The following is a 20,502-nucleotide window of genomic DNA, read 5'->3' as shown; positions in this document are numbered from 1 at the left end:
GGTCAGAGCGGTTGCTCAGGCCGGTTTCCTTTGGGGCGCCCGGAATAAGGCCAACGCGCTTCACCTTGTGGTGGGGCATGGCTGATCATGAACTGTTCGAGCTTGGCGACTTCGCGCTCCAGCACGGCGATGTGCTGCCCGGTGCCCGGCTGGCTTACCGGACCTACGGACAGCTGTCGGGCGACAAGTCCAACGCGATCGTCTTTCCGACCTGGTTCGCGGGCACTCACGAAGCCAACGAGTGGCTGATCGGCGAGGGCAAGGCGTTGGACACGGAGCGGTACTTCGTGATCGTCCCCAATCTGTTCGGCAACGGCTTGTCCAGCTCGCCGAGCAACACCGCGCCGCCCCACGATCGTGCGCGCTTTCCCCACACGACGATGTACGACAACGTCAGGGCCCAGCACCGGCTGGTGACCGAGCGGTTCGGCATCGGGCGCCTGGCCATGGCCGTCGGTACGTCGATGGGCGCGGGTCAGGCCTACCAGTGGGCGGTCAGCCATCCGGACATGGTGGAGCGCCTGGCACCCATCGCCGGCTCGTCCCACACCAGCCCGCACAACCAGGTGTTTCTGGAGGGCATCCGCGCGGCGCTGACCGCCGACGCCTCGTTCAACGGCGGCGACTACGCCGAACCGCCCCGCACGGGGCTTCGGGCGTTCGCACGGGTCTACGCAGGTTGGGGCTTGTCGCAGGCGTTCTACTGGCAGCGCGAGTATGAGCAGCTCGGGTTCGCCACGTTGGAGGACTTCCTCATCGGATTCTGGGAGTCCAACTTCGCCGACTGGGACGCCAACGATCTGCTCGCGATGATCTGGACCTGGCAGCACGCCGACGTCGGGCAGACCCCCGGCTTCGGCGGTGACACGCGGGCCGCCCTGGCATCGATCACCGCGAAGGCACTGCTCATGCCGTCCAAAAAAGACCTGTACTTCCCGCCCGAGGACGAGGAGTGGAGCGCCGGGTACATCCCCGACGCCGACCTCCGCGTCATTCCCGGTGTCTGGGGCCATCTCGCAGCAGGCGGCGGCGACCCGCAGGCGGCAGCCTTCATCGGCGCGGCGCTGCGCCAGCTCTTGGACCATACTCCGCACGAATAGCGCCAACACCAATCGGCTGCCAACACCACTCGGCTACAGATCAGTCATCAGCGCCAGAACGGCAGCGTCGCCGACTGCGTCAAGCTGGGCTTGCACCACCAGCTGCGCCAGTCCTTCGACGGTTGGCGCCTCGAAGACCTCGCGCAGGGGGAGTTCGACGTCGAAGAGCTCGCGGATGCGGGAGGTCAGGCGGGTTGCCAGGAGCGAGAAGCCGTTCAGTTCGAAGAAGGTGTCGTGGACGCCGATGCCGTCCACCGCCAGCAACTCCTCGAACACCTCGACCAGGCGCTGCTCGATCGGCGTGCGCGGTCGGTCGGCGCCGGCGGGGACGGCTGCTGGTTCGGGCAGGGCGGTCAGGTCGGGGCGGCCGTCGGTGCCGAGCGGGAGCTGGTCCAGGACCACGACGGCGCGCGGCACCAGCGTCTCGGGGAGGTGCGCGATCAGCTGGCGGCGGATCAGCGCGGGGTCGGCGCCGTCGGGTGCGGCGACGTAGGCGACGACGCTGCCGTCCTCGCGGTCCACCACCACGGCGTCGCGGACGCCGGGCATCTCGCGCAGCGCGGCGACGGCTTCCAGCGGGTCGCGGACCTCGGGGTGGGCGAATTCGAGGACGCGGTCGGCGCGCAGCCGCACGGGCTCACCGCTGGGCAGCGTCCAGACCTCGCCGATCGGCGCATCTGTTGCCACCGTGCCGATCGGGACGCGCAGTGGAGCCGTTGCCACGGACCAGTCCGCCGGGACGTCGTAGGAGGCGAAAGCGCCCTCACCGCTCGGACGGTGGACCGCAATCACGCGGCAGCCGGGCGAGCGGCGGCGGATCTCGACGACGTCCCGAGCGGGCAGATCACCGTCGTTGGCCAGGATGACGCAGCGCAGTGAGGCGAACTCGGTGTCCCAGGCACGCAGATGTGGCGCGGAGGCGAACAGGACCGTTGGGTCGGCGAAGTCGGTGAGCGCGCCGGTTGCGGTGGCGAGGCTCGCCGCGAACGCCTTCAGGTCCGGGTCCGCGGACAGTACCGCCACGCGGTCGTCGGCGCCGATGCCGTACTGATCGGCGAACTCCGCCGCCGGGAACGACGTCGCTACCTCGGTCGGCGCGTGCCCGGCGATCCTCGCCGCCGGATCCTCCGCGACCGCCGCGACCAACTCCCGCATCTGTGCGACGAGCGCCTCAACCATCGCCGCGTCGTAGCGATCGGCGTGGTAGGCGACATCGAACTCGAACGCTCCCCTGCCGTCCACGACCGTGACCGCCAGGTCGAACTTGCTCGGCTGCGCCGCCGCCTCGACCTCCTCCACCGCGATGCCGGGCAGCTGCCACTCCCGCTCGACGTCCTCGATCAGGTTCAGCACCACCTGGAACAGCGGCGTCCGCGCCGGATCGCGCGGCGGTCGCAGCTCGCTGACAAGCACCTCCAGCGGCGCGCGGCCGTGGCGGACGTACCCGTCGACGGCAGCGCGGCGCACCATGCGCAGCACGTCGGCGAACGCCGGATCACCTTCGATCCGCACGCGCAGCGGCAGGGTGTTGACGAAGAACCCGATCTGCGCGGCGCATCCGGCGTCGTCGCGCGTGCTCGCCGGGACGCCGACCACCAGGTCGTCCTGAGCGGTCCAGCGCCGCAGCACCATCGCCAGCGCCGCCAGCATCGCCATGAACGGCGTCACGCCCTCGGCGCGGCACATGCGGCGCAGCGCAGCGGAGGCGTCGGCGTCCAGCCGCGACCGGAGGCGTCCGCCGACAGCACCCTGATTCGGCGTGCGGCGGCGCGCGGTGGGCAGGGTGATGGCGGGGGGCGCTCCGGTGAGTCGGTCGCGCCAATAGCTGACCTCCTCAGCGAGCTGATCTCCGCTGAGCGATTCGCGCTGCCAGAAGGCGTAATCGCGATATTGGACAGTGAGTTCGGGCAGCTCAGCCTTGTCCGGATCGCCGCCAACCGCGTAGAGCGCGGCGAGTTCGCGCAGGAACAGCTCAACCGAGCGAGCGTCGGCGACGATGTGGTGAATCGTGAGCGCCAGCAGCCAGTCGTCCGTGCCGAGCCGTACGAGCAGGACTCGAAACAGCGGTCCGGCAGCCAGATCGAAGGCGGCCGATGCCTGCTCATCCGCGAGCACGCCGGCTTCAGCGAGATCGGCGGCCTCCACGACCTCCGCACGCCAGTCCGGATCGGGATCGGCGACGAGCTGCGCCGGCTGCCCGGCGACCATCGGGAACGTGGTGCGCAGCGACTCGTGACGCGCGACGATCGCCGCGACGCTGCGCTGGAAGGCGTCCACATCCAGCGTGCCGCGCAGCCGCCGGCGTCCGTGCACGTTGTAGGCGACGGCAGGACGCAGCTGGTGCTCCATCCACAGCCGCGTCTGGTCATAGGACAGGACCGGCTCGGCGTCGGGCGACCGAGGCGCGACCGGAGCGCGACCGGAAGGCAGCGCCGCGGCGAGCTCGGACAGCCGGGAGCGTTCGAACAGCAGGCGTAGCGGGACTTGCACGCCGATACGCTCGCGCAGCCGACTGAGTACCTGTCCGGCGAGCAGCGAGTCACCGCCGAGGTCGAAGAAGTCGTCATCGCGGGACAGCGCATCGGCTTTGAGGACTTGGCGCCAGACGTCGGCGACAACCTCCTCGGCAGCACCGGCAGGTGGCTCCCCGCCGCCACCGGAGCCGGCGGGAATCGGCAGAGCTCTGCGATCCACTTTGCCGTTGGGGGTGTGCGGCAGCTCGGGTAGCGCCAGGAGAACTGCGGGAACCATCGCCTCCGGGAGGGCGGCGCGGGCGTGGGCGCGGATGTCTTCCAGATCGAGCGACTCCGGCGCGCCGCTACGACCCACCAGGTAGCCGACGAGGCGATCGCCGTGCAGGGCAACCACGGCATCGCGGACGCCGGGATGCCGATGCAGCACCGTTTCGATCTCGCCGAGCTCGATCCGCTGCCCGCGCAGCTTGACCTGGAAATCGCGGCGCCCGAGGTAGACAAGCGCGCCATCAGCCCGATAGCGCACCAGATCGCCGGTCCGGTACATCCGCTGCCCGGGCTCGGCGGCGAACGGGTCCGCGACGAACCGCTCGGCGCTCGCACCCGGCCGATTCAGATAGCCCAGCGCGAGCCCGCGCCCCGCCAGATACAACTCGCCAACCGCCCCGACCGGCACCGGTCGCAGCGCGCGGTCCAGGACATAGCAGTGCTCGTGGTCAAGCGGACGCCCGATCGGCGGCGGCTCGCCGGGCGCGACGCGTGCCCAGGTGGCGTAGGTGGTGTCCTCGGTCGGGCCGTAAAGGTTATGGACGGACACGACGTGCCCGGTCGCGTACAAATCGTCCACCACGCGCCCGGTCAGCGCCTCGCCGGCCAAGTGCACGTCGCGCACCCCCGGAGGCACGGCGCGCTCGGCGACCAGCAGCCGCGCCACCGAGGGCACGGTCACCAGCATCGTCGCCTCCGGCACGGGACCGGCGAGCAGCGAGAGGGCGTCGTCGAGCAGGACGACCGTGCCGCCGACGGCGAGCGGGACGAAGATCTCGAAGACGGACACGTCGAAGGACACTGAGGTCGGGCACAGCACGCGCGCCAGATGCGCACGGTCGAAGCTCCGCATGCCCCAGCGCACCATGGCGACGGCGCCGGCGTGGGTGAGCAGGACACCTTTGGGGCGACCGGTGGAGCCGGAGGTGTAAAGGACGTAGGCCGGGCTGCTCGCGCCGACCTCGACCTTTGCCTCGACCTCTAGCTCGACAAGCTCGCCGGGTGCGTCATCGAGCCCTGCGAAGTCGACTTCGGTGACAACAACCCGCGCGCCGCTGTCGGCAAGCATGAAGTCGAGGCGATCAGCCGGATAGGCGGGGTCCATCGGCAGGTAGGCAGCGCCGGTCTTGAGCACGGCGAGGAGCGCGACGATCAGGTCGGCGGTTCGCGGCATGCGGACGGCGACGATATCGCCGGAGTGGACGCCGTGTTCGTGGCGTAGGCGGTGAGCGAGACGGTTCGCGCGGGTGTCGAGAGCACGGTAGGTCAGTTCACTGATGCCGTCGGTGAGCGCGAGCGCATCGGGGGTGGCGGCGGCTTGGGCGGAGACGAGGTGGTGAAGGGCGGTCGCGCCGTCAGGCAGGTCGGGGACAGCGCCAGCCGACCAGGTCGCGATCGCCGCGCGGTCGCTTTCCGACAGCGGATCGAGGCGATCCAGCGGCTGATCGGGATCGCCTAGGGCGCGAGCGAGTAGAAGCGGGAACGCATCAGCCATTCGTTGCGCGGTCTCTGCATCGAAAAGCTCGGCAGCGTAGTCCCAGCTACCGGTGACGCCATCGCGATCTCGCCACAGATGCAGCTCGACGTCGTAGCCCAGTCCCCCACGCGACAGCGAAACCGGCTCCAACGGCGCGCCGGCAAGCATCCGCGTATCGCGGCGTCCGTGGTAGGCGAGCCCAGCCTGGAACAGCGGCGACCCGTTCGGCGCGCCGCCCTGGGCAAGGGCAGAAACGATGTCCTCGAACGGCGCCGCGCGATGCGCCCAAGCCGCCGCATACGCATCGCGCGCACGGTCGACCAACTCGCGGAACGTCGGGCGTCGGGCAAGGTCGGCGCGCAGGACCAGCATGTTCGTGAGCAGGCCGACGGCGCCGTGCGTGCCGGGACGGGAACGTCCGGCTTCTGCGACGCCCACGCCGAAGTCGTCCTGATCGGTGTGAACCGACAACAGGAATTGGTAGGCGGCGAGCAGGACCGAGAACAGGGTCGAGTCCTGTGCGGCAGCCAAGCGCTCGGCGGCTTCAGTCAGCTCCGATCCGAGGTCCAGCCGCACCGAACCAGCCCGGAAGTCCGGACGCGCCGGACGCTGCCGGTCGCTCGGCAGGTCCAGGTCCGGCAGCCCGGCGAGCTGCGTACGCCACCACCCCAGCGCGCGAGCGTCAGACTGCGGCGGGGCGGGAACGCCGGGCGGAACGTCCGTCAACGTGCCCTGATAAGCGGCGTCCAGATCGGCGAGCAGGATCGGCAAAGAGCCGCCATCACAGACCAAGTGATGCGCGACGAACACCAGCAGCCGCTCATCGCCGGCAAGACGAAAGCCGTGAACCCGCAGCAGCGGTCCCGGCGATCCCGTGACGTCAAAGGGCTCGGCTGCCGCGCGCTCAGCGAGTTCCACGGCCGTAGCCATCGACGAGGCATCCGTCCACCGGCACCGGAGATCGGCAGCATCGCGGACCGTTCCGACCGGTCCGGACTCGGTGTGCGCGAACGACGTCCGCAACGCCGCGTGCCGCCGTAGCACCGCGCCGAGCGCCGCGTCGAAGCGCGCCTCGTCCAGCTCCCCGGCGTGCCGCGCGGCGAAGGCGACCGTGAACATGGCAGTGTCCGGATACAGCCGCTCCAGCATCAAGATCCTGCGTTGGGCCGACCACACCGGCACCGGACCGGCGGGCACAGCCGCGCCGCCTCCCCGCCGCCACCGCCGGACCAGGTCCCGCCCCGCGGCACTGTCCATGCTCGCCTCCCGCCTAGCCGTGGTCGTCGATCTTCGCCAGCAGCTCCGCGAGACCGGCAGGCGTGCCGGCGGCGAACACGGCCTCCAGCGGCACGCCGAAGCCCAGCGCGTCCTCCAGCACCGCGGCCGCCTCGGCAGCGCGCACCGAGTCCACGCCGAGGTCGGCGAACCGGTCGTCCGGCGCGCAGCCGGGCAGTTCGCAGACTTCTGCGACGACGCCGCAGAGCATGGCGACCAGATCGGTCCGCTCAACCGGCTCGGTCCGCTCAACCAGCTCGGCCCGGCCAACCGCCTCGACCAGCGCCGAGGAGCCGTCATCGCCCATGCCTTGAACGGTAAAGCTCCGCTCGTCGCAGCCGGGCGTCCCCTAAAGCGGGGAACAGCCCGGGGCGTCGGCGCGCGCGGACAATGACGGCGTGACCGTGCCGGCCTCAGACCTCCGCATCCCGTTGGGCGACACCGGATGGGCCTTGTGGCGCGACGCCGCGGTCCGCGGGACCGGTTTCCCCGCCCGCATCGTCGAAGACTTCTGCGACTCCGAGTTGGCAGCCGCAGCGGATGCCGCCGACGGCGGCGCCCCGGAAGCCCGCGAGCAGTATGAGAAGGCGTTCGCCGCAGCCTCCGACCGGCTGACGGCGGCGACCCGACGCCTCGCCGCCGACCCGGCGTTCCGGGAGGCAGTGGCGTGGCAGAACCCTGACGTGGTTCGCAACTGCCTGGACCGGGTCGCCGCCGACGGTCCGCGCAGTCGGAAGAACCGCAAGCAAGAGGTGGTGATCGCCAGTTACCTACAGCGGTATTGCCTCAAGAACGACACCATCGGGTTCTTCGGGCCGTTCGGCTGGGCTCGGTTCGACGCGATCGACGGCAGCGAAGGTGATTCCGTCGGTCTGATCGCCACTCCCGGTCCGAGCCTGCTTTCTCGCCGCACCGCCTACTTCGAGGACTGGGCCGTCTCCGCCCTCGCCGACCAGCTGGCCGATCGTCCCGACGTCTGGCCGCGTCTGCGTCCTCGCCTGGCGCCGGCGGCGGCGATCACCGGTCGCACCGTGCGCCTGCCGTTCCGCCGGGCGGTGACCCTCACCGCCGCGCAGGCGCGTGTCATCGGGCTCTGCGACGGCGCGCGTACCGTCGCCGACCTCGCGGGTACGCCACCGGACCCCGCCGTCGCCGCCGCGCTGCTCCAGCTCCGCGCCGCCGGCGTGCTGCGCATCGACCTGGCCGGGGCGCTGACCGCGCGTCCCGAGCACGACCTCGCCGAGCGCATCGCAGCGCTCGACGATCCGGCGGTGTGCGAGCGTGCGCGCGAGCCGCTGGACCGGTTGGTCACCGCCCGGGACGCGGTCGCCGACGCGGCCGGGGACGCCGACCGGGTGCTGGCGGCGGCCTCGGAGCTGTCGACCGTCTTCCACGAGATCACCGGCGTGGACGCCACCCGGCGTCCCGGTGGCGTCTACGCCGGTCGCACGCTGGTCTACGAGGACACGGTCCGCGACGTCGGGGTCCGGGTCGGCGGGCGCTTCGTCGCCGCGCTCGCGCCGCCGCTGGGCATCGTCCTGGACAGTGCGCGCTGGCTCGCCGCGACCGTCGCCGACCGCTACGAGGCGCGCGCCCGCGAGCTGTTCCAGACCGAGACCGAGCGCACCGGGCTGACCTGGATGCCGATGTTCCAGCTCCTCACGACCCTGATGCCGGAGATCGCCCGGCTGGCGGCGGGCGGCGCCGGGGCGCAGATCGTGGCGGAGACCTCGGCGGAGCTGCAAGCGCGGTGGCGTCGGGTGCTCGGGTTGTCGGCGGAGGACTTCGACCGCACGGCGCGGCACGGCGTGACGTCGTCGGAGATTTCCGAGGCGGCAGCGAAGGAATTCGCCTTCGCCGAGCCGCGCCTGGCGTTGGCGGGGATGCACTGCCCGGATCTGATGCTCAGCGCTGCCGACGCCGAAGCACTGGCTCGCGGCGACATCGACTTCACGCTCGGCGAGCTGCACTGCGCTGCGCTCACTGTGCAGATGCGCTGCTTCTATGAGCAGAATCCGGCGCAGGACCGGCTACGCGCCGCCGCGATCGCCTTCGGACCGCCGGAGCGCATGGTGATCATCCCCCGGCTCGACACCGCGCAGACGACAGCACGCATGGGCCGCGCCGTCGAGCTGGTGTCGCCGGACAGCCTGTTCGTGTCGATCGGCATGGAGTCCATGGAGCCGCCGCCAGGCGCGCGGGTTGTGTCAGTACTCGATCTTCTGGTCCATGACCGCGACGGCGAGCTGGTGGTACGGCACCGGGACGGCAGCGTGGAGCAGCCGTTGCTGAAGGCGATCGCCGACCCGCTGTCGGCACTGCTGACCGACGCCTTCCAGCCCTTCGCCGCCGTGCGCCACCGCCCCCGGATCACCATCGACCGGCTCACGATCGCTCGCGAGACGTGGACCTTCCCAGCGGAGTCGCTGGCATGGGCACTACAGAAGGACGAGCGGCGACGCTACGCGGCGGCACGACGCTGGCGCATCGAATCCGACCTGCCGGAACGCGCCTTCATCCGCATCCCCGGCGAACGCAAGCCGATGGCGCTCGACTTCCGCAGTTTGCCGTTGGTGAACCTACTCGCACGCTCGATCCGCCGAACCGCCGGCGAGGGCGGCGGCGGGACCGTGGCGGTCGCGGAGATGCTGCCCAAGCCGGAGCGACTGTGGCTGCGGGACGCCGCCGGGGAGGGGTACACGGCGGAGCTGCGTCTGATCGCCGAGCGGCCTATTACAGAGGTCTGATTCCAGCCTTCAGCTGCGTCCCATCCAGCTGGCGATACACGCCTCGTTGCCCTCGGCGTCGGCCACGACCCACCACGACGGTGCGTGCTTGTCCGACACCAGATGTCCGCCGGCGGCGAGTGCCGCAGCCACGCGCGCCTCGGCGAGGTCGTGGGGGACGAAGACGTCGACGTGGAGCCGGTTGCGCTGGGGGCGCGGGGCGTCCATGTCCTGGAACCAGAACGACGGACCGCGGTCCAGTGGGTCCACCAGATCCTCGTCGCCGCGCTGCTCGTAGCCCAAGACCGCGCACCAGAACGGCATGATGTCGGCGGCGGTCAGCGCGTCGACGGTGATGTTCAGCTCCTGCACCGTGGCGGGTTCCGGGCGGGCGCCGTGCGCGACGGCGACGGCGGACAGGCGGCGGGCCAGCGCGATGTCGCCGGCGCGCATGCCGTGACCGGGTTCGGCGCGCAACTGGATCGTCACGCCGTCGGAGCGGACGTCCAGCCCAGGGTTCGCGCCGTCGAGTCCGGGCACGGCGCTGACGGCGGCGGCCAGGTCCGCCGCAGCGGAGAACGTGTCGGTGGCGAAGCGGGCGCACACGCCGAATGCGAGGACCCGCCAGTCGTCCACTCCCTCAGCGGCGTGGAACTGTGCGGGTGTAATCCATTCGAGCTCTGACACACCCGCAATCTAGTATCCGGACGCTGATGAGGCGACTACCGCGCCGCCGGGACCGCCGGCGTGTCGCCGGGTACGCCGTCCACCAGCGCTGCCAGGTCCGCCACGACGCTGTTCTCGAACACGGCGTGCGGCGGCAGCGTGGTGCCCAGGTCCCGCTGGATCCGCATGCGCACTCGTGCCGCGAGCAGCGAATGCCCGCCGAGTCCGAAGAAGTCGTCCTGCACGCCGATCGCCTCCACGCGCAGCAGCTCTTCGAACAGTCCGGTGAGGTAGCGCTCGGTCCCGGTACGCGGCGCGGTGTAGGGGCGGCGGCGTCGGGAGCGGTCGGCGACCAGGTCGCGCAGCTGCTCCCAGTCGCGCTTGCCGTGCGCGTCGAGCGGCATCGACTCCAGGACGACGAACTCGCCGGGGACGTATTGCGGCGGCAGGCGTTCGGCGAGGAAGGCACGCAGCGTCGCCGGGGCGAGTGCGTCGGATTCGGGGATGACGAACGCCACTAGACGGGTCTGCCTTGTTGCCTGGTCAGAGGAATCAGGATGCTCGGACTCGTCTGCGGCGCCGACACCTGCGACCGCCACTTCGAGGACTTCTGGGTGCTGATACAGCATGCGTTCGATCTCGGCGGGCTCGACCCGGTGTCCGGCGACCTTCACCTGGGAATCCACGCGGCCCAGGTAGTCCAGCGCGCCGCCGACTCCCAGACGGACCCGGTCGCCGGTGGCGTACATGCGGCTGCCGTCGGCGGCGAACGGGTCGGCGACGAAGCGTTGCGCGGTCGCGGCGGGCTGGTCGAGGTAGCCGCGTCCTACGCCGGGACCGCCTACGTACAGCTCCCCCGCGCCGTCAGGTGCGACAGGGGTCAACGTATCGTCGAGCACATACAAACGTGCGTCGGCGACCGTCGCGCCGATGGGCACGCGCGTGGCGAACTCCGTGCCGTCCGCGACCGGCTGCCCGGTGCACGCGACCGTCGCCTCGGTCGGTCCGTACAGGTTCCACAACTCCCCGGCGAATCCGCCCGCGCGCAGCTGGCGGCAGGTGTCGGCGAGGAGCACGTCGCCGCCGGAGCACAGCAGGCGCAGCGAGGCGAACGCCTCCCGGTCGTGCCGTGCCAGGTGGTTCAGCGCGATCGCGGGCGCCAGCATCGCGGTGATCCGGTGGCGGCGCAACTGGCGTTGCAGGTCGGCGCTGATCAAATCAGCCATCTGCGGCAGGACGACGATCTGCGCGCCGCCGGCGATGCTGCGGAACACCTCGAACGTGAAGGTGTCGAACGACAGGTTCGACGACTGCGCGGTGCGATCGCCGGGGCGCAGCGGCGGGATCGCGGTGTCTGTGGCGAACGAGGCCATGTGCCGGTGCTCCAGGACCACGCCCTTGGGAGTCCCGGTCGATCCGGAGGTGAACAACACGCACGCCGCCCGGGCCGGTGCGACCTCGGGCGGCGTGAACTTCTCGGGCGCGGCGGGCAGTTCGCGCCAGTCCAGTTCGACGACCGGCACGTCCACGCGTCGCAGCCGCCCCGCGCCGCCGGGCTCGGTGAGCACCAGGCGCAGCCTCCCGGCGCGGGCCATCTGTTCCCTGCGCAGGCGCGGGTATCCGGGGTCGATCGGTGCGTAGGCGGCGCCAGCGACGAGCGTGCCCAGGACGGCGGCGATCGCGCCGATGCCGCGCGGCAGGTGGATGCCGACGCGGTCCTCGGGCCCGACGCCGTGCGTAGCGAGCAGTGCCGCGACGGCGGTGGCGCGTTCGGCGAGGGCGGCGTAGGCCAGGGTGGTCTGGTCGTCGCTGACGGCCGGCGCTTCGGGGTACGCGGCGGCGGTCCGGGCCAGCAGAGTGGTCAGGGTAGTCAGGGTGTCCGGAAGGGTGCCGGAGTCCACCGGGACGTCGGCACGCTCGAGGGACGGATCGGTGCCCGATCGTCGAACGCTGATCACGGCGCCTTCCTTTCTGGGTCAGCGTCAGTATTCGAAGTCGTCCTCGACGACCGCCCGCAGCTCGCGCGGCGCGGTCAGGAACGCCAGCGGCTCGCCGGGGAGCATCACTTCGCGGCTCTTGGCCAGCTGCCGCCACTCGGCCAGGTCCGCCGGACCCACGTCGAGGTCCCGCGACCAGCCGATCGCGGTCACCGGCACGTCGACCGGCTGCGGCGGCGGCGCGTAGTCCAGGCACATCCGCACGTCGCGGCGCAGGACCGGCACCGACAGCGCCACGACCTCGTCGGGCAGCTCGCCGTCACCGAGGCCGGTGGAGACCCGGCGCAGCTCCTGCGCGATGCGGCGGTCGGACATCCAGGGATGGTAGAGCCCGTAGAAGCCGCGCTGCGGGACCAGCGATGCCGAGACGAACAGGCGGTTCGGCATCGGTGCGCCGGATTGTTGGGCGCGAAAGGTGAAGGCGTGGGCGAGCAGGGCTCCCATGCAGTGACCGATGACCGCGTAGGGCCGGTCCAGGTACGGACCGAGCTCGCGGACCGCCTCCTCGGCGAAGGCGGCGAAGTCTCGGCATGGCAGGTCCTTGATTCGGTTCTCGCGTCCCGGGAGCTGCACGGCGTGCACTTCGGCCTCGCCGATCCGTCCGGGCCAGCGGCGCAGCGACGACGCGCCGGAACCGCCGTAGGGGAAGGCGAACAGCAGCGGACGTCCACCCGGGGACGGCTCCTGCAGCAGCCAGCGCGTGGACGGTTGCGTCACGGATCCTCCCTGCGGGTGTCGGGCAGCCGGGTGGACGCTAGCGAGGTTGGGTTAGAGAGCGGTTATGCGCGGGGTCGGCGAGCGGCGCGCCGGTGCGGACGTAACCGGGTTCTAACCGCGCGCGGCGATACTCGCCACCAGCACCGTGCCGGACAGATGAAGGGGACCGACGTGACCGGGCTGCCCGTGTTCGATCCGGACCTGCTGCCCGACGCCGACCTGGCCTCGCCGGCGCTGCACGCCGAGTACGACCTGGCTGCGCTGTGGCGGCGGCTGCGGGATGAGGAGCCGGTTTACTGGCATCCGGCGGCGAGTGAGAGCTCTGATGGTTCTGCCGTCTCTGCACCGGGGTTCTGGGTCGTCACCCGACACGCCGACGCGGTCGCCGTTCTGCGCGACGGCCAGCGCTTCACCTCCACCTCCGGCAACGTCCTGGAGACGCTGCTGGTCGGCGGCGATTCCGCGGCGGGCAAGATGCTCGCCGTCACGGACGGTCCGCGGCACGCCGAGGTGCGCCGCCTCATCACCGCCGCGCTGACGCCGGCGCTGATGGACCGGCTCGCCGAGCGGATCGCCGCACAGGTCAGGTCTCTGATTCGGGACGCGCTGGATGCCGGGACCTGCGACTTCGGGCGGGATGTCGCTGCCGCCGTGCCGCTTGCGACGATCTGCGACCTGCTTGCCGTGCCCGACGCCGACCGTCCGTACATCCACCGGCTCGGGGCGTCCTCGGTGAGTTCGCATGCTGCGACGCTGTCCACCGCGGACGCCTGGACGGCCAAGAACGAGATCCTGTCGTACTTCCTGGACCTCGCCGACTCCCGGCGCGGCTCCGGCGGCGAGGACCTGGTGACGATGCTGGCCAACGCGAAGGTCAGGGGGCGGCCGCTGGGGACCGACGAGATCGTCTTCAACTGCTACAGCCTCATCCTCGGCGGCGATGAGACCACTCGGCTGGCGATGACCGGCGCCGTCCACGCGCTGGCCGCCGAGCCGGCGCAGTGGCGCGCGCTGCGCGGCGGCGAGGTCGGGATCGACCCGGCGACCGAGGAGGTGCTGCGCTGGACCACGCCGTCGCGCCACCTGGGGCGGCTGGCGACCGAGCCGGCGGTGCTCGGCGGGCGGGACATCGGCGCCGGGGACGTGGTCACGGTCTGGCTCGCCTCGGCGAACTTCGACGAGCGCGAGTTCGCCGACCCGCTGCGCTTCACACTGGACCGCACCCCCAACCGGCACATCACCTTCGCCTACGGACCGCACTTCTGCCTCGGCGCCCGGCTCGGCCGGATCCAGCTGGCCGCCACGCTGGAGGCGCTGCGCGACCTGGTCGCCGGGATCGAGGTGGTCGGGACGCCGGGGCATGTGTACTCGAACTTCTTGGGCGGGATCTGCGACCTGCCCGTGGTTCTGAAGGCGGCTTGAACGGCCGCCTCACCGCGTCAACGAATCCCGAGCCAACGAATCGAGGAACTCATGTCTGCGCAATCGGCCACGCCCGCCGCGGCGACCACGACCACCACCAAGGTCGCCGCCGCGAAACTCTCGCTGCCGCAACGGATCGCGCTCTACACCGTCCTCACCGTGGTCGCGGTCGGCGGGCTGGGAGGCGGTCCGGTCATGCTGTTCGCCGGGCATGGCGCGGTGATGGTCATCGGACTGGTGGTGTCAGTGATCTGCTATGCCGTGGCCGTGCTGTGTGCTGTCGCCTCGGTTTTGAACATGCGCAGCCAGCGGGAGGCGGCCCGGCTGGCTCAGGGACTGCACTGACCATCGCACGTCTCGACGGTCTCGATCGTCACCGGGAATCCAGGAACGCGGCCAGGTCCCGCAGCACCGGGTGTTCGAACACAGCCACCATCGGGACCGGCCGTCCGGTACGTCGGCGCACGTTCGCGACCAGCCGGATCGCCAGCAGCGACTGCCCGCCGAGTTCGAAGAAGTCCTCGCCGGCGCCGACGCGCTCCAGCCCGAGGACTTCGCACCATGCGGCGGCGAGCAGTTCCTCGGTGGCGCCCTGCGGCGGTTCGAAGGCGTGCTCGGTGGGGCGGGTCGGGATCGGGGACGGCAGAGCTGCGCGATCGAGTTTCCTGTTGCTGGTCAACGGAAAGCCATCTATCGCTACGAGCAGCGCCGGAACCATGTAGTCGGGCAGGCGGGCAGCGGCGGCGCGGCGGATCGCCTCGGCATCGAAGGCCGCCGCTGAGGGCAGGCAGTAGCCGACGAGAGCGGGACCGCCGGGAACGTCGTCGCGGACCACCACCGCCGCCTGCGCCACGCCTGGGCAGCCGCCGAGTACCGCTTCCACCTCGCCGGGCTCGATCCGGAAGCCACGCAGCTTGACCTGGTCGTCGGCGCGTCCGGCGTATTCCAGGCGGCCGTCGGCGGTGATGGCGCCGCGATCGCCGGTGCGGTACATGCGCGCGCCGGGTACGTCGGGGTCTGCGACGAATCGCTGGGCGGTCAGCGCCGGTTGTCCGAGGTAGCCGCGCGCGACACCCGAGCCGGCGAGGTAGATCTCGCCGATATCGCCGGGCTGGACCGGCTGAAGGGCGTCATCGAGCACTGTGACACGGACACCTGGGAGCGGTGCGCCGAGGTGCGGATCGCTCGTGTCCTCGATGGCTGCGACGGTCGCATCGACGGTGCATTCCGTTGGCCCGTACAGGTTGTAGGGCTCCAGGACTCCCTCGGCCCGCAATGCCGCAAGGCGGTCCCACAAGCTGCCAGACACCGCTTCCCCGCCGACGAGCAGCCTGAGCGGTCGGTCGGTGGGGAGGTGGTCGAGCAGGGCGATCGCGTGCGAGGGAGTGATGTCGAGGTCTGTGACGTGCTCGGTGCGCAGGAGTGCCGCGAGTGCTTGAGGGTCGGCACGTACGGCTTCGCTGACCAATACGAGCGTGTCGCCGTGGCAAAGCCGTACCCACTGCTGGACCGAGGCGTCGAAGGAGGCGCCGGCGTTCCAGGCGACGCGGGCGCCAGGCGGCCCGGCCACCGTCGAGGTAAGGGCATCGAGAAGCGCGGCGAGCGAGGCATGGGCGACCTCGACTGCTTTGGGGAGCCCGGTCGAGCCGGAGGTGAAGATGGCGTAGGCGCGCTGACCGGCCCTGATCGGCTCACGAAACGGCGGATGATCGCCACCGATCCGCTGGCACGTCGCAACGGTCAACGTACGACGCGCGAACGTCGGAGGCAGCCGCTTCCGCAACGTGGGGTCACACAAGACCGCCGCAGGCGCCGCATGCTCGGCCATGTACCGCAGCCGCTGATCCGGCAGCGCAGGATCCAGCGGCAGATACCCCGCACCGCACCGAAGCACGCCCACCAACGCCGCCACCAGATCGACCCCGCGCGGCAGCAACAACCCCACCAGATCCTCGGCGCCGACACCCCGCGCCACCAACCCCGCGGCGATCGCCCCCGTCCGCGCCGCCAGCTCCCCGAAACTCACCACCTCGCCATCGCACACCAGCGCGGTCTGCGACGGATGCGCAGCCGCATGCCGCTCGAACCGGTCGACAACCGACCATCCCGCCGCACCGGGCATGCCAGCCGCGTCGGCGTGCTCGGCAGCGGAGGAGGCAAGCAGTGACATCGAATATCCCTTCCCATCAGGGAACAAGCTCAGTAGGCGAACTTCGCCGGCGCGACCGTCAGTCCGCCGATCCCCTCGGCCAGGCGCCGCTCCACCTCGGCGAGTGCGACATCGCCCGCGCCCTGCTTGCGGGCGGCCATCCATTGCTGGCTGGTGCGCAGGAGCGCGATGAGCTCTGCTGCTTTGACGCCCTTGCCGTCGAGGTAAGGGAGGGACCAGAAGTCGAAGTCGTAGAGCGGGAGCCACACTGATTCGGTGACGGCGGCGAACATCTCGTCGGTGTAGGCGGCGGCCTGGGCCGAGTTCATGGTGTGGTGGGACCAGGTGTAGCCCTCACCCTGGATCGACCACAGGTCCTTGTTCGCGAAGACCGGCGAGCGGGGGTTGGCCCACCAGGCTTGGGCGCGCCAGAGGTCTGGGGCGGTTTCGTTGAGGAAGTCGATGGTGTTGCGGACCGTCTTCTCGGTTTCGCCGGGGAAGCCGACGATGATGGAGGCGAAGGTGGTGATGGCGCGTTCTTTCAGGCGGGCGATGCCGCTGCGGTATTCGGAGTCCTGGGCGAGTTTGTGCATGGCGGCCAGGACATCGCCGTCGCCGGATTCGATGCCGAGGAAGACGCCGGCGCAGCCGGAGGCCGCTGCCAGGTCGAAGGCCTCGTCGTCGCGGGCGTTGGAGCAGCGGAAGTAGGAGTACCAGTTCAGGCCGAGGTCCTCCTCGATCATCATGCGGCACATGTCCTTGAAGCGCTTGGGCGGCACGTTGAAGGTGTCGTCGACGAAGACCACGTTGCGCACGCCGAGTTCGGCCAGCGCGCGCAGCTCGGCGCGCACGGTGTCGATCGAGGCGGTGGTCAGGGCGCCGGCGCGCGAGGGGTAGTCGCAGAAGCTGCACTTGAACGCGCACGAGCGTGCCGTGCGCAGTTGCGCGGTCGTGCCGATCTCGGCGGGGGTGAAGCCGGACCAGTCGATCGAGCACTCGTCCAGGTTGTTGGCCTCCGGGCGGCGGCGGGTGCGGACCCAGGTTCCATCGGGGCAGTGCAGGAGGTTGTCGACGGCGTCCAGGTCGGCGCCGGCTTGGACCGCCTGGCACAGCTGCGCCAGCGAGTGCTCGCCTTGCGATTCCTGGATGTAGGAGTCGGCGCCCATCGCGTGGCACAGGTCCTGGACCGTGTCGGTGATTCCGGACAGGCACAGGTTGTCCACCAGCGGTCCGCCGACCACGATGTGGCTGTCCGGCGCGTGCTCGCGGATGAATTCGACCACTGCGATGACTGGCAGGATGTTGACATAGAAGGTGGTCGTGACGGCGACCACCGCGGGACGCTCGGCCAGCAGCGCGGCCAGCCGGTCCCGCTCGGCGCTGAACAGCGACACCGGTTCGGCGCGCAGGCCGTGGCGGCGCAGGTAGCTGGTCAGATACAGCGCGGCGAGGTTGTAGACCTCGCCGACGTGGTAGCGGTCAGTGCGTCCGGTGCTGCGCGTGCGCAGCCGGGAGAACGCCTCCAGCCAGGGCATCGCGCCGCCGTCGACGACCAGGTGCTCCGAGCTCATGATCTGGTACTCGGGGGTGCCGGGTCCGGTGCGCTCGCACATCACCCGGTAGTCGTCGAAATCGCCTTCGTTGTAACCGATCACGACGCAGTCCAGACCGCCCATTCGTCCGCCCTCGCCCTTCGCGCTCGGGCCGGATCCGGCTCGCCCGGCCCGGCAGCACCGCGACGCCCGACCGTAACGGTGCGCGGTTGGGCGCCGGTTACGCGTGTCGCTCACGCGCGCCGCCCCGGGCATCCCCGCTTCATGTGACATCACCGCGGTACCGGGGCAGGGCTAGCTTTCGGTGCGGGCGGGGGGATCGATCGGGACGAACGGCGGAAAACCGTGGAATCTCCAGACGTCTGGCCGGCACCGGCCCGCGGTGCGGCGATCGCCATCCGCGCCTTCGACACCTTCGAGCTGGCCTTCGACGGCCAGCCGGTGGAACGCTGGCGCGCCGGGAAAGCACGCGGGCTGCTCCAGTTCCTGATGCTGCGCCCGGGACGCACGGTCCCGCGCGACACACTGCACGAGGCCCTGTGGCCGGACGCGCCGTGGTCGGCGGGATCGAGTTCGCTGAAGGTCGCGGCACATATGCTGCGCTCGATCCTGGACAGCGCGCAGGATGCGATGGCAGGGGAGCAAAAACCTGTGTTGCGGCTGCTGACGCGCGAGTCGGGCTACGCGCTGCAAATGGCGGACGTCGCGGCGGACTTCCAGACCTTCGTACAGCTCGCCGACGTCGGGAACACCGCGCAGTCGCGCGGGGACGAGGCTGCGGCTGACACGGCGTATCGGCGAGCGGTAGCGGAGTATCGAGGCGAGTTCCTGCCGGATGTGGCGTACGACTGGGCCGATGCGCAGCGCGAATGGCTGCGCGGGCGGCTGTTGTACGCGCTGACCTATCTGACCGGCGCGGGGCTGGAGCGCGGCGACCACGAGGGTGTGTTGCGCTGGTGCGCGCTGATGCTGGAAGCAGAACCCTGCCACGAAGAGACCTACAGAGCGCTGATGCTGGTCCATGGGACCTTGGGGCATCTGGAGCAGGTGCACAGGTGGTACCGGCTGTACACAGCACGGCTTCGCGACCGGCTCCAACTCGCGCCGGATCCGGCGATGCACCGCCTGTACACGATGGCGGCGCACGGGGAGTTCATCGGGCGGCGGTTGGATGCCGAGCTGATCCAGCCCGAGCCGCGCACGGCACGAGCGATGCGGCGTGTCCCACTGACGCGAATCTCCGCTTAGCGCTGACCAGCACCGACTAGCACTAGCTAGCGCTGACTAGCTCAGACTCAGACCTCTGATTGAGAGACCGTCACCGGCAGATGCCGAATCCCCAGCATGAAGTTCGACCGCAGCCGCTCCACCGGTCCGGCCGGGGCGAACCGCAGCCCGCGCCGCAGGAACTCGCGCACCAGCAGCGTGATCTCCATCCGCGCCGCCGGCATCCCGACGCAGCGGTGGTTGGCGACGCCGAACGCCAGGTGGTGGTTCGGCGTGCGCCCGACGTCCAGCCGGTCGGCGTGCGGGAACTCGTCCTCGTCGCGGTTCGCCGAGGCGTTCCACAACGTCAGCGTCGCCCCCGCCGGGATCGGGACGCCGCGGATCTCGACCTCGCGCGTGGTCGTGCGGCAGACGTAGGCGTTCGTGGACGTCCAGCGGAAGAACTCGTCGACCGCCGTGCCGAGCAGCGCGTGATCGGCGTGCAAGCGGGAGGCCTCCCGCTCGTGCGCCATCAGCGTCTCCACGATCGCCGAGGCGGTAAAGGGAGTGGTCTCGTCGCCGCCGACCGCCACGTTCAAGGCGTTGTAGAGGATCTGGCTGTCCGTCAGGGGGCGGCCGTTGGTGCGGGCTGCCAGCAGGATGCTGATCAGGTCGTCGGCGGGTTCGCGGCGGCGGGCGGCCAGGAGATCGGTCATGAAGTCGAAGATCTCCACCTGGGCGCCGGCCAGGATCATCGCCTCGGGGGCTTCCGGCGCGGTGTATTCGGGGTCGCGGAAGCCGATCATGGTGCGGGTCAGGCGCAGGAGGTGGAGGGCGTCGGCGTGGCCGATGGTGAACATCGCTGCCAGCAGCCCGGCGGGGAGTTGGGGCGCGATGTCGGTGGCGAAGTCGCCGCCGCCGTCGGCGGTCATCCGGTCCAGCGCGGCGCCGAGGTAATCAGCGACGTATCCGGCGGCGACATCCATCATCCGCTGCCCGAACGCCTGGTGGACGTGCTGCCGCAGCTGCCGGTGCGCCGGCGGGTCCGAGCAGATCAGCATCTGTCCCGAGGCGGTGTCACGGTCGCTGCGGTAGGAGCCGCCGAGGACCGTGCCGTTCTTGGAGGAGTACGTCGCAGGGTCCACATACACCGCGTTCACGTCGGCGTACCGGGTCAGTGCCCAGTAGCCGCCGTTCGGGGTGTCGTTGAAGTACACCGGCGCCTCGCGCCGCAGACGGGCCCACACCGCGTGCGGGTCGCCGGAGGTGTACAGGTCCAGATCGTCGAGATCGACGACGGCTGTCGACATGCCCGCCACGGTAGGCGGCGGGAGTTCACAACCGGTTATGCGGCCGGTTATGCGCTTTCCTCGCCGCCGCGCCGGCCGCCGACCCGTCCTGTCTTCACGGGACATCTCTTCCGCCGCAGGTCTCAGTAGGTTCGCCGTGGCGGGGCGTATCCCTGCGTTCCCC

At 70.6% G+C, this 20,502-nt stretch carries 13 protein-coding genes; 5 read left to right on the top strand and 8 right to left on the bottom strand.

The annotated features are described in order from the left end of the window. Nucleotides 1-77 precede the first annotated feature (77 nt). Entirely contained in the window at nt 78-1,100 is a 1,023-nt protein-coding gene (locus CACI_RS17060; RefSeq protein WP_012787631.1) for an alpha/beta fold hydrolase, read from the top strand. Between the two features lie 33 nt (nt 1,101-1,133). Here CACI_RS17060 and CACI_RS45675 read toward each other — a convergent pair whose 3' ends face one another. Together CACI_RS45675 and CACI_RS17050 are read right to left on the bottom strand one after the other, a co-directional pair. Beyond that, a complete protein-coding gene (locus tag CACI_RS45675; protein ID WP_012787630.1) occupies nt 1,134-6,575 on the bottom strand; it encodes a non-ribosomal peptide synthetase in 5,442 nt (1,813 codons plus the stop codon). A 13-nt stretch (nt 6,576-6,588) separates the two neighbouring features. Then, nucleotides 6,589-6,900 (bottom strand): acyl carrier protein, encoded by a 312-nt coding sequence (locus CACI_RS17050; RefSeq protein WP_012787629.1) that lies wholly within the window; start codon nt 6,898-6,900, stop codon nt 6,589-6,591. Nucleotides 6,901-6,991: 91 nt separating this feature from the next. On the opposite strand from CACI_RS17050, the gene CACI_RS17045 reads away from it, so the two are divergent. After that, nucleotides 6,992-9,340, top strand: a complete 2,349-nt coding sequence (locus CACI_RS17045) for a lantibiotic dehydratase (protein WP_012787628.1) — start codon at nt 6,992-6,994, stop codon at nt 9,338-9,340. A gap of 9 nt (nt 9,341-9,349) precedes the next feature. On the opposite strand, the gene CACI_RS17040 is transcribed toward CACI_RS17045, so the two are convergent. Genes CACI_RS17040 through CACI_RS17030 form a run of 3 tightly spaced genes read right to left on the bottom strand, consistent with a single transcriptional unit; the run spans nt 9,350 to nt 12,699 of the window. Further along, nucleotides 9,350-10,006, bottom strand: coding sequence for a VOC family protein (locus CACI_RS17040; protein ID WP_012787627.1), 657 nt, complete (start codon nt 10,004-10,006; stop codon nt 9,350-9,352). A gap of 35 nt (nt 10,007-10,041) precedes the next feature. Further along, the gene (locus CACI_RS17035; protein WP_012787626.1) at nt 10,042-11,943 is read right to left on the bottom strand and encodes a non-ribosomal peptide synthetase; all 1,902 of its coding nucleotides are present in this window, start codon (nt 11,941-11,943) and stop codon (nt 10,042-10,044) included. Between the two features lie 24 nt (nt 11,944-11,967). Beyond that, nucleotides 11,968-12,699: a thioesterase II family protein gene (locus CACI_RS17030; RefSeq protein WP_012787625.1), complete on the bottom strand. Its 732-nt coding sequence runs from the start codon at nt 12,697-12,699 to the stop codon at nt 11,968-11,970. A gap of 171 nt (nt 12,700-12,870) precedes the next feature. On the opposite strand from CACI_RS17030, the gene CACI_RS17025 reads away from it, so the two are divergent. Continuing rightward, the gene (locus CACI_RS17025) at nt 12,871-14,121 is read left to right on the top strand and encodes a cytochrome P450 (protein WP_223297553.1); all 1,251 of its coding nucleotides are present in this window, start codon (nt 12,871-12,873) and stop codon (nt 14,119-14,121) included. A 51-nt stretch (nt 14,122-14,172) separates the two neighbouring features. Next, nucleotides 14,173-14,466: a hypothetical protein gene (locus CACI_RS17020; protein ID WP_012787623.1), complete on the top strand. Its 294-nt coding sequence runs from the start codon at nt 14,173-14,175 to the stop codon at nt 14,464-14,466. A gap of 28 nt (nt 14,467-14,494) precedes the next feature. Here CACI_RS17020 and CACI_RS17015 read toward each other — a convergent pair whose 3' ends face one another. Then, nucleotides 14,495-16,291, bottom strand: coding sequence for a non-ribosomal peptide synthetase (locus CACI_RS17015; protein ID WP_012787622.1), 1,797 nt, complete (start codon nt 16,289-16,291; stop codon nt 14,495-14,497). A gap of 29 nt (nt 16,292-16,320) precedes the next feature. After that, nucleotides 16,321-17,946: a PhpK family radical SAM P-methyltransferase gene (locus tag CACI_RS17010; RefSeq protein ID WP_012787621.1), complete on the bottom strand. Its 1,626-nt coding sequence runs from the start codon at nt 17,944-17,946 to the stop codon at nt 16,321-16,323. Nucleotides 17,947-18,168: 222 nt separating this feature from the next. Here CACI_RS17010 and CACI_RS17005 point away from each other — a divergent pair, with 222 nt between their 5' ends. Then, nucleotides 18,169-19,071, top strand: coding sequence for an AfsR/SARP family transcriptional regulator (locus CACI_RS17005; RefSeq protein WP_012787620.1), 903 nt, complete (start codon nt 18,169-18,171; stop codon nt 19,069-19,071). A gap of 47 nt (nt 19,072-19,118) precedes the next feature. Here CACI_RS17005 and CACI_RS17000 read toward each other — a convergent pair whose 3' ends face one another. After that, a complete protein-coding gene (locus tag CACI_RS17000) occupies nt 19,119-20,339 on the bottom strand; it encodes a cytochrome P450 (protein WP_012787619.1) in 1,221 nt (406 codons plus the stop codon). Nucleotides 20,340-20,502: the final 163 nt, after the last annotated feature.

The organism is Catenulispora acidiphila DSM 44928, from assembly GCF_000024025.1.
Classification (GTDB): Bacteria; Actinomycetota; Actinomycetes; order Streptomycetales; family Catenulisporaceae; genus Catenulispora; species Catenulispora acidiphila.
The sequence above is the reverse complement of the archived record's forward strand: the minus strand, read 5'-3'. Positions and strand labels throughout refer to the sequence as shown.

Bases quoted from the DNA above. Each gene is read 5' to 3' on its own strand.
- CACI_RS17060 (WP_012787631.1), top strand. From the start codon at position 78: ATGGCTGATCATGAACTGTTCGAGCTTGGCGACTTCGCGCTCCAGCAC.
- CACI_RS17015 (WP_012787622.1), bottom strand. From the start codon at position 16,291: ATGTCACTGCTTGCCTCCTCCGCTGCCGAGCACGCCGACGCGGCTGGC.
- CACI_RS17010 (WP_012787621.1), bottom strand. From the start codon at position 17,946: ATGGGCGGTCTGGACTGCGTCGTGATCGGTTACAACGAAGGCGATTTC.
- CACI_RS17050 (WP_012787629.1), bottom strand. From the start codon at position 6,900: ATGGGCGATGACGGCTCCTCGGCGCTGGTCGAGGCGGTTGGCCGGGCC.
- CACI_RS17000 (WP_012787619.1), bottom strand. From the start codon at position 20,339: ATGTCGACAGCCGTCGTCGATCTCGACGATCTGGACCTGTACACCTCC.
- CACI_RS17020 (WP_012787623.1), top strand. From the start codon at position 14,173: ATGTCTGCGCAATCGGCCACGCCCGCCGCGGCGACCACGACCACCACC.
- CACI_RS45675 (WP_012787630.1), bottom strand. From the start codon at position 6,575: ATGGACAGTGCCGCGGGGCGGGACCTGGTCCGGCGGTGGCGGCGGGGA.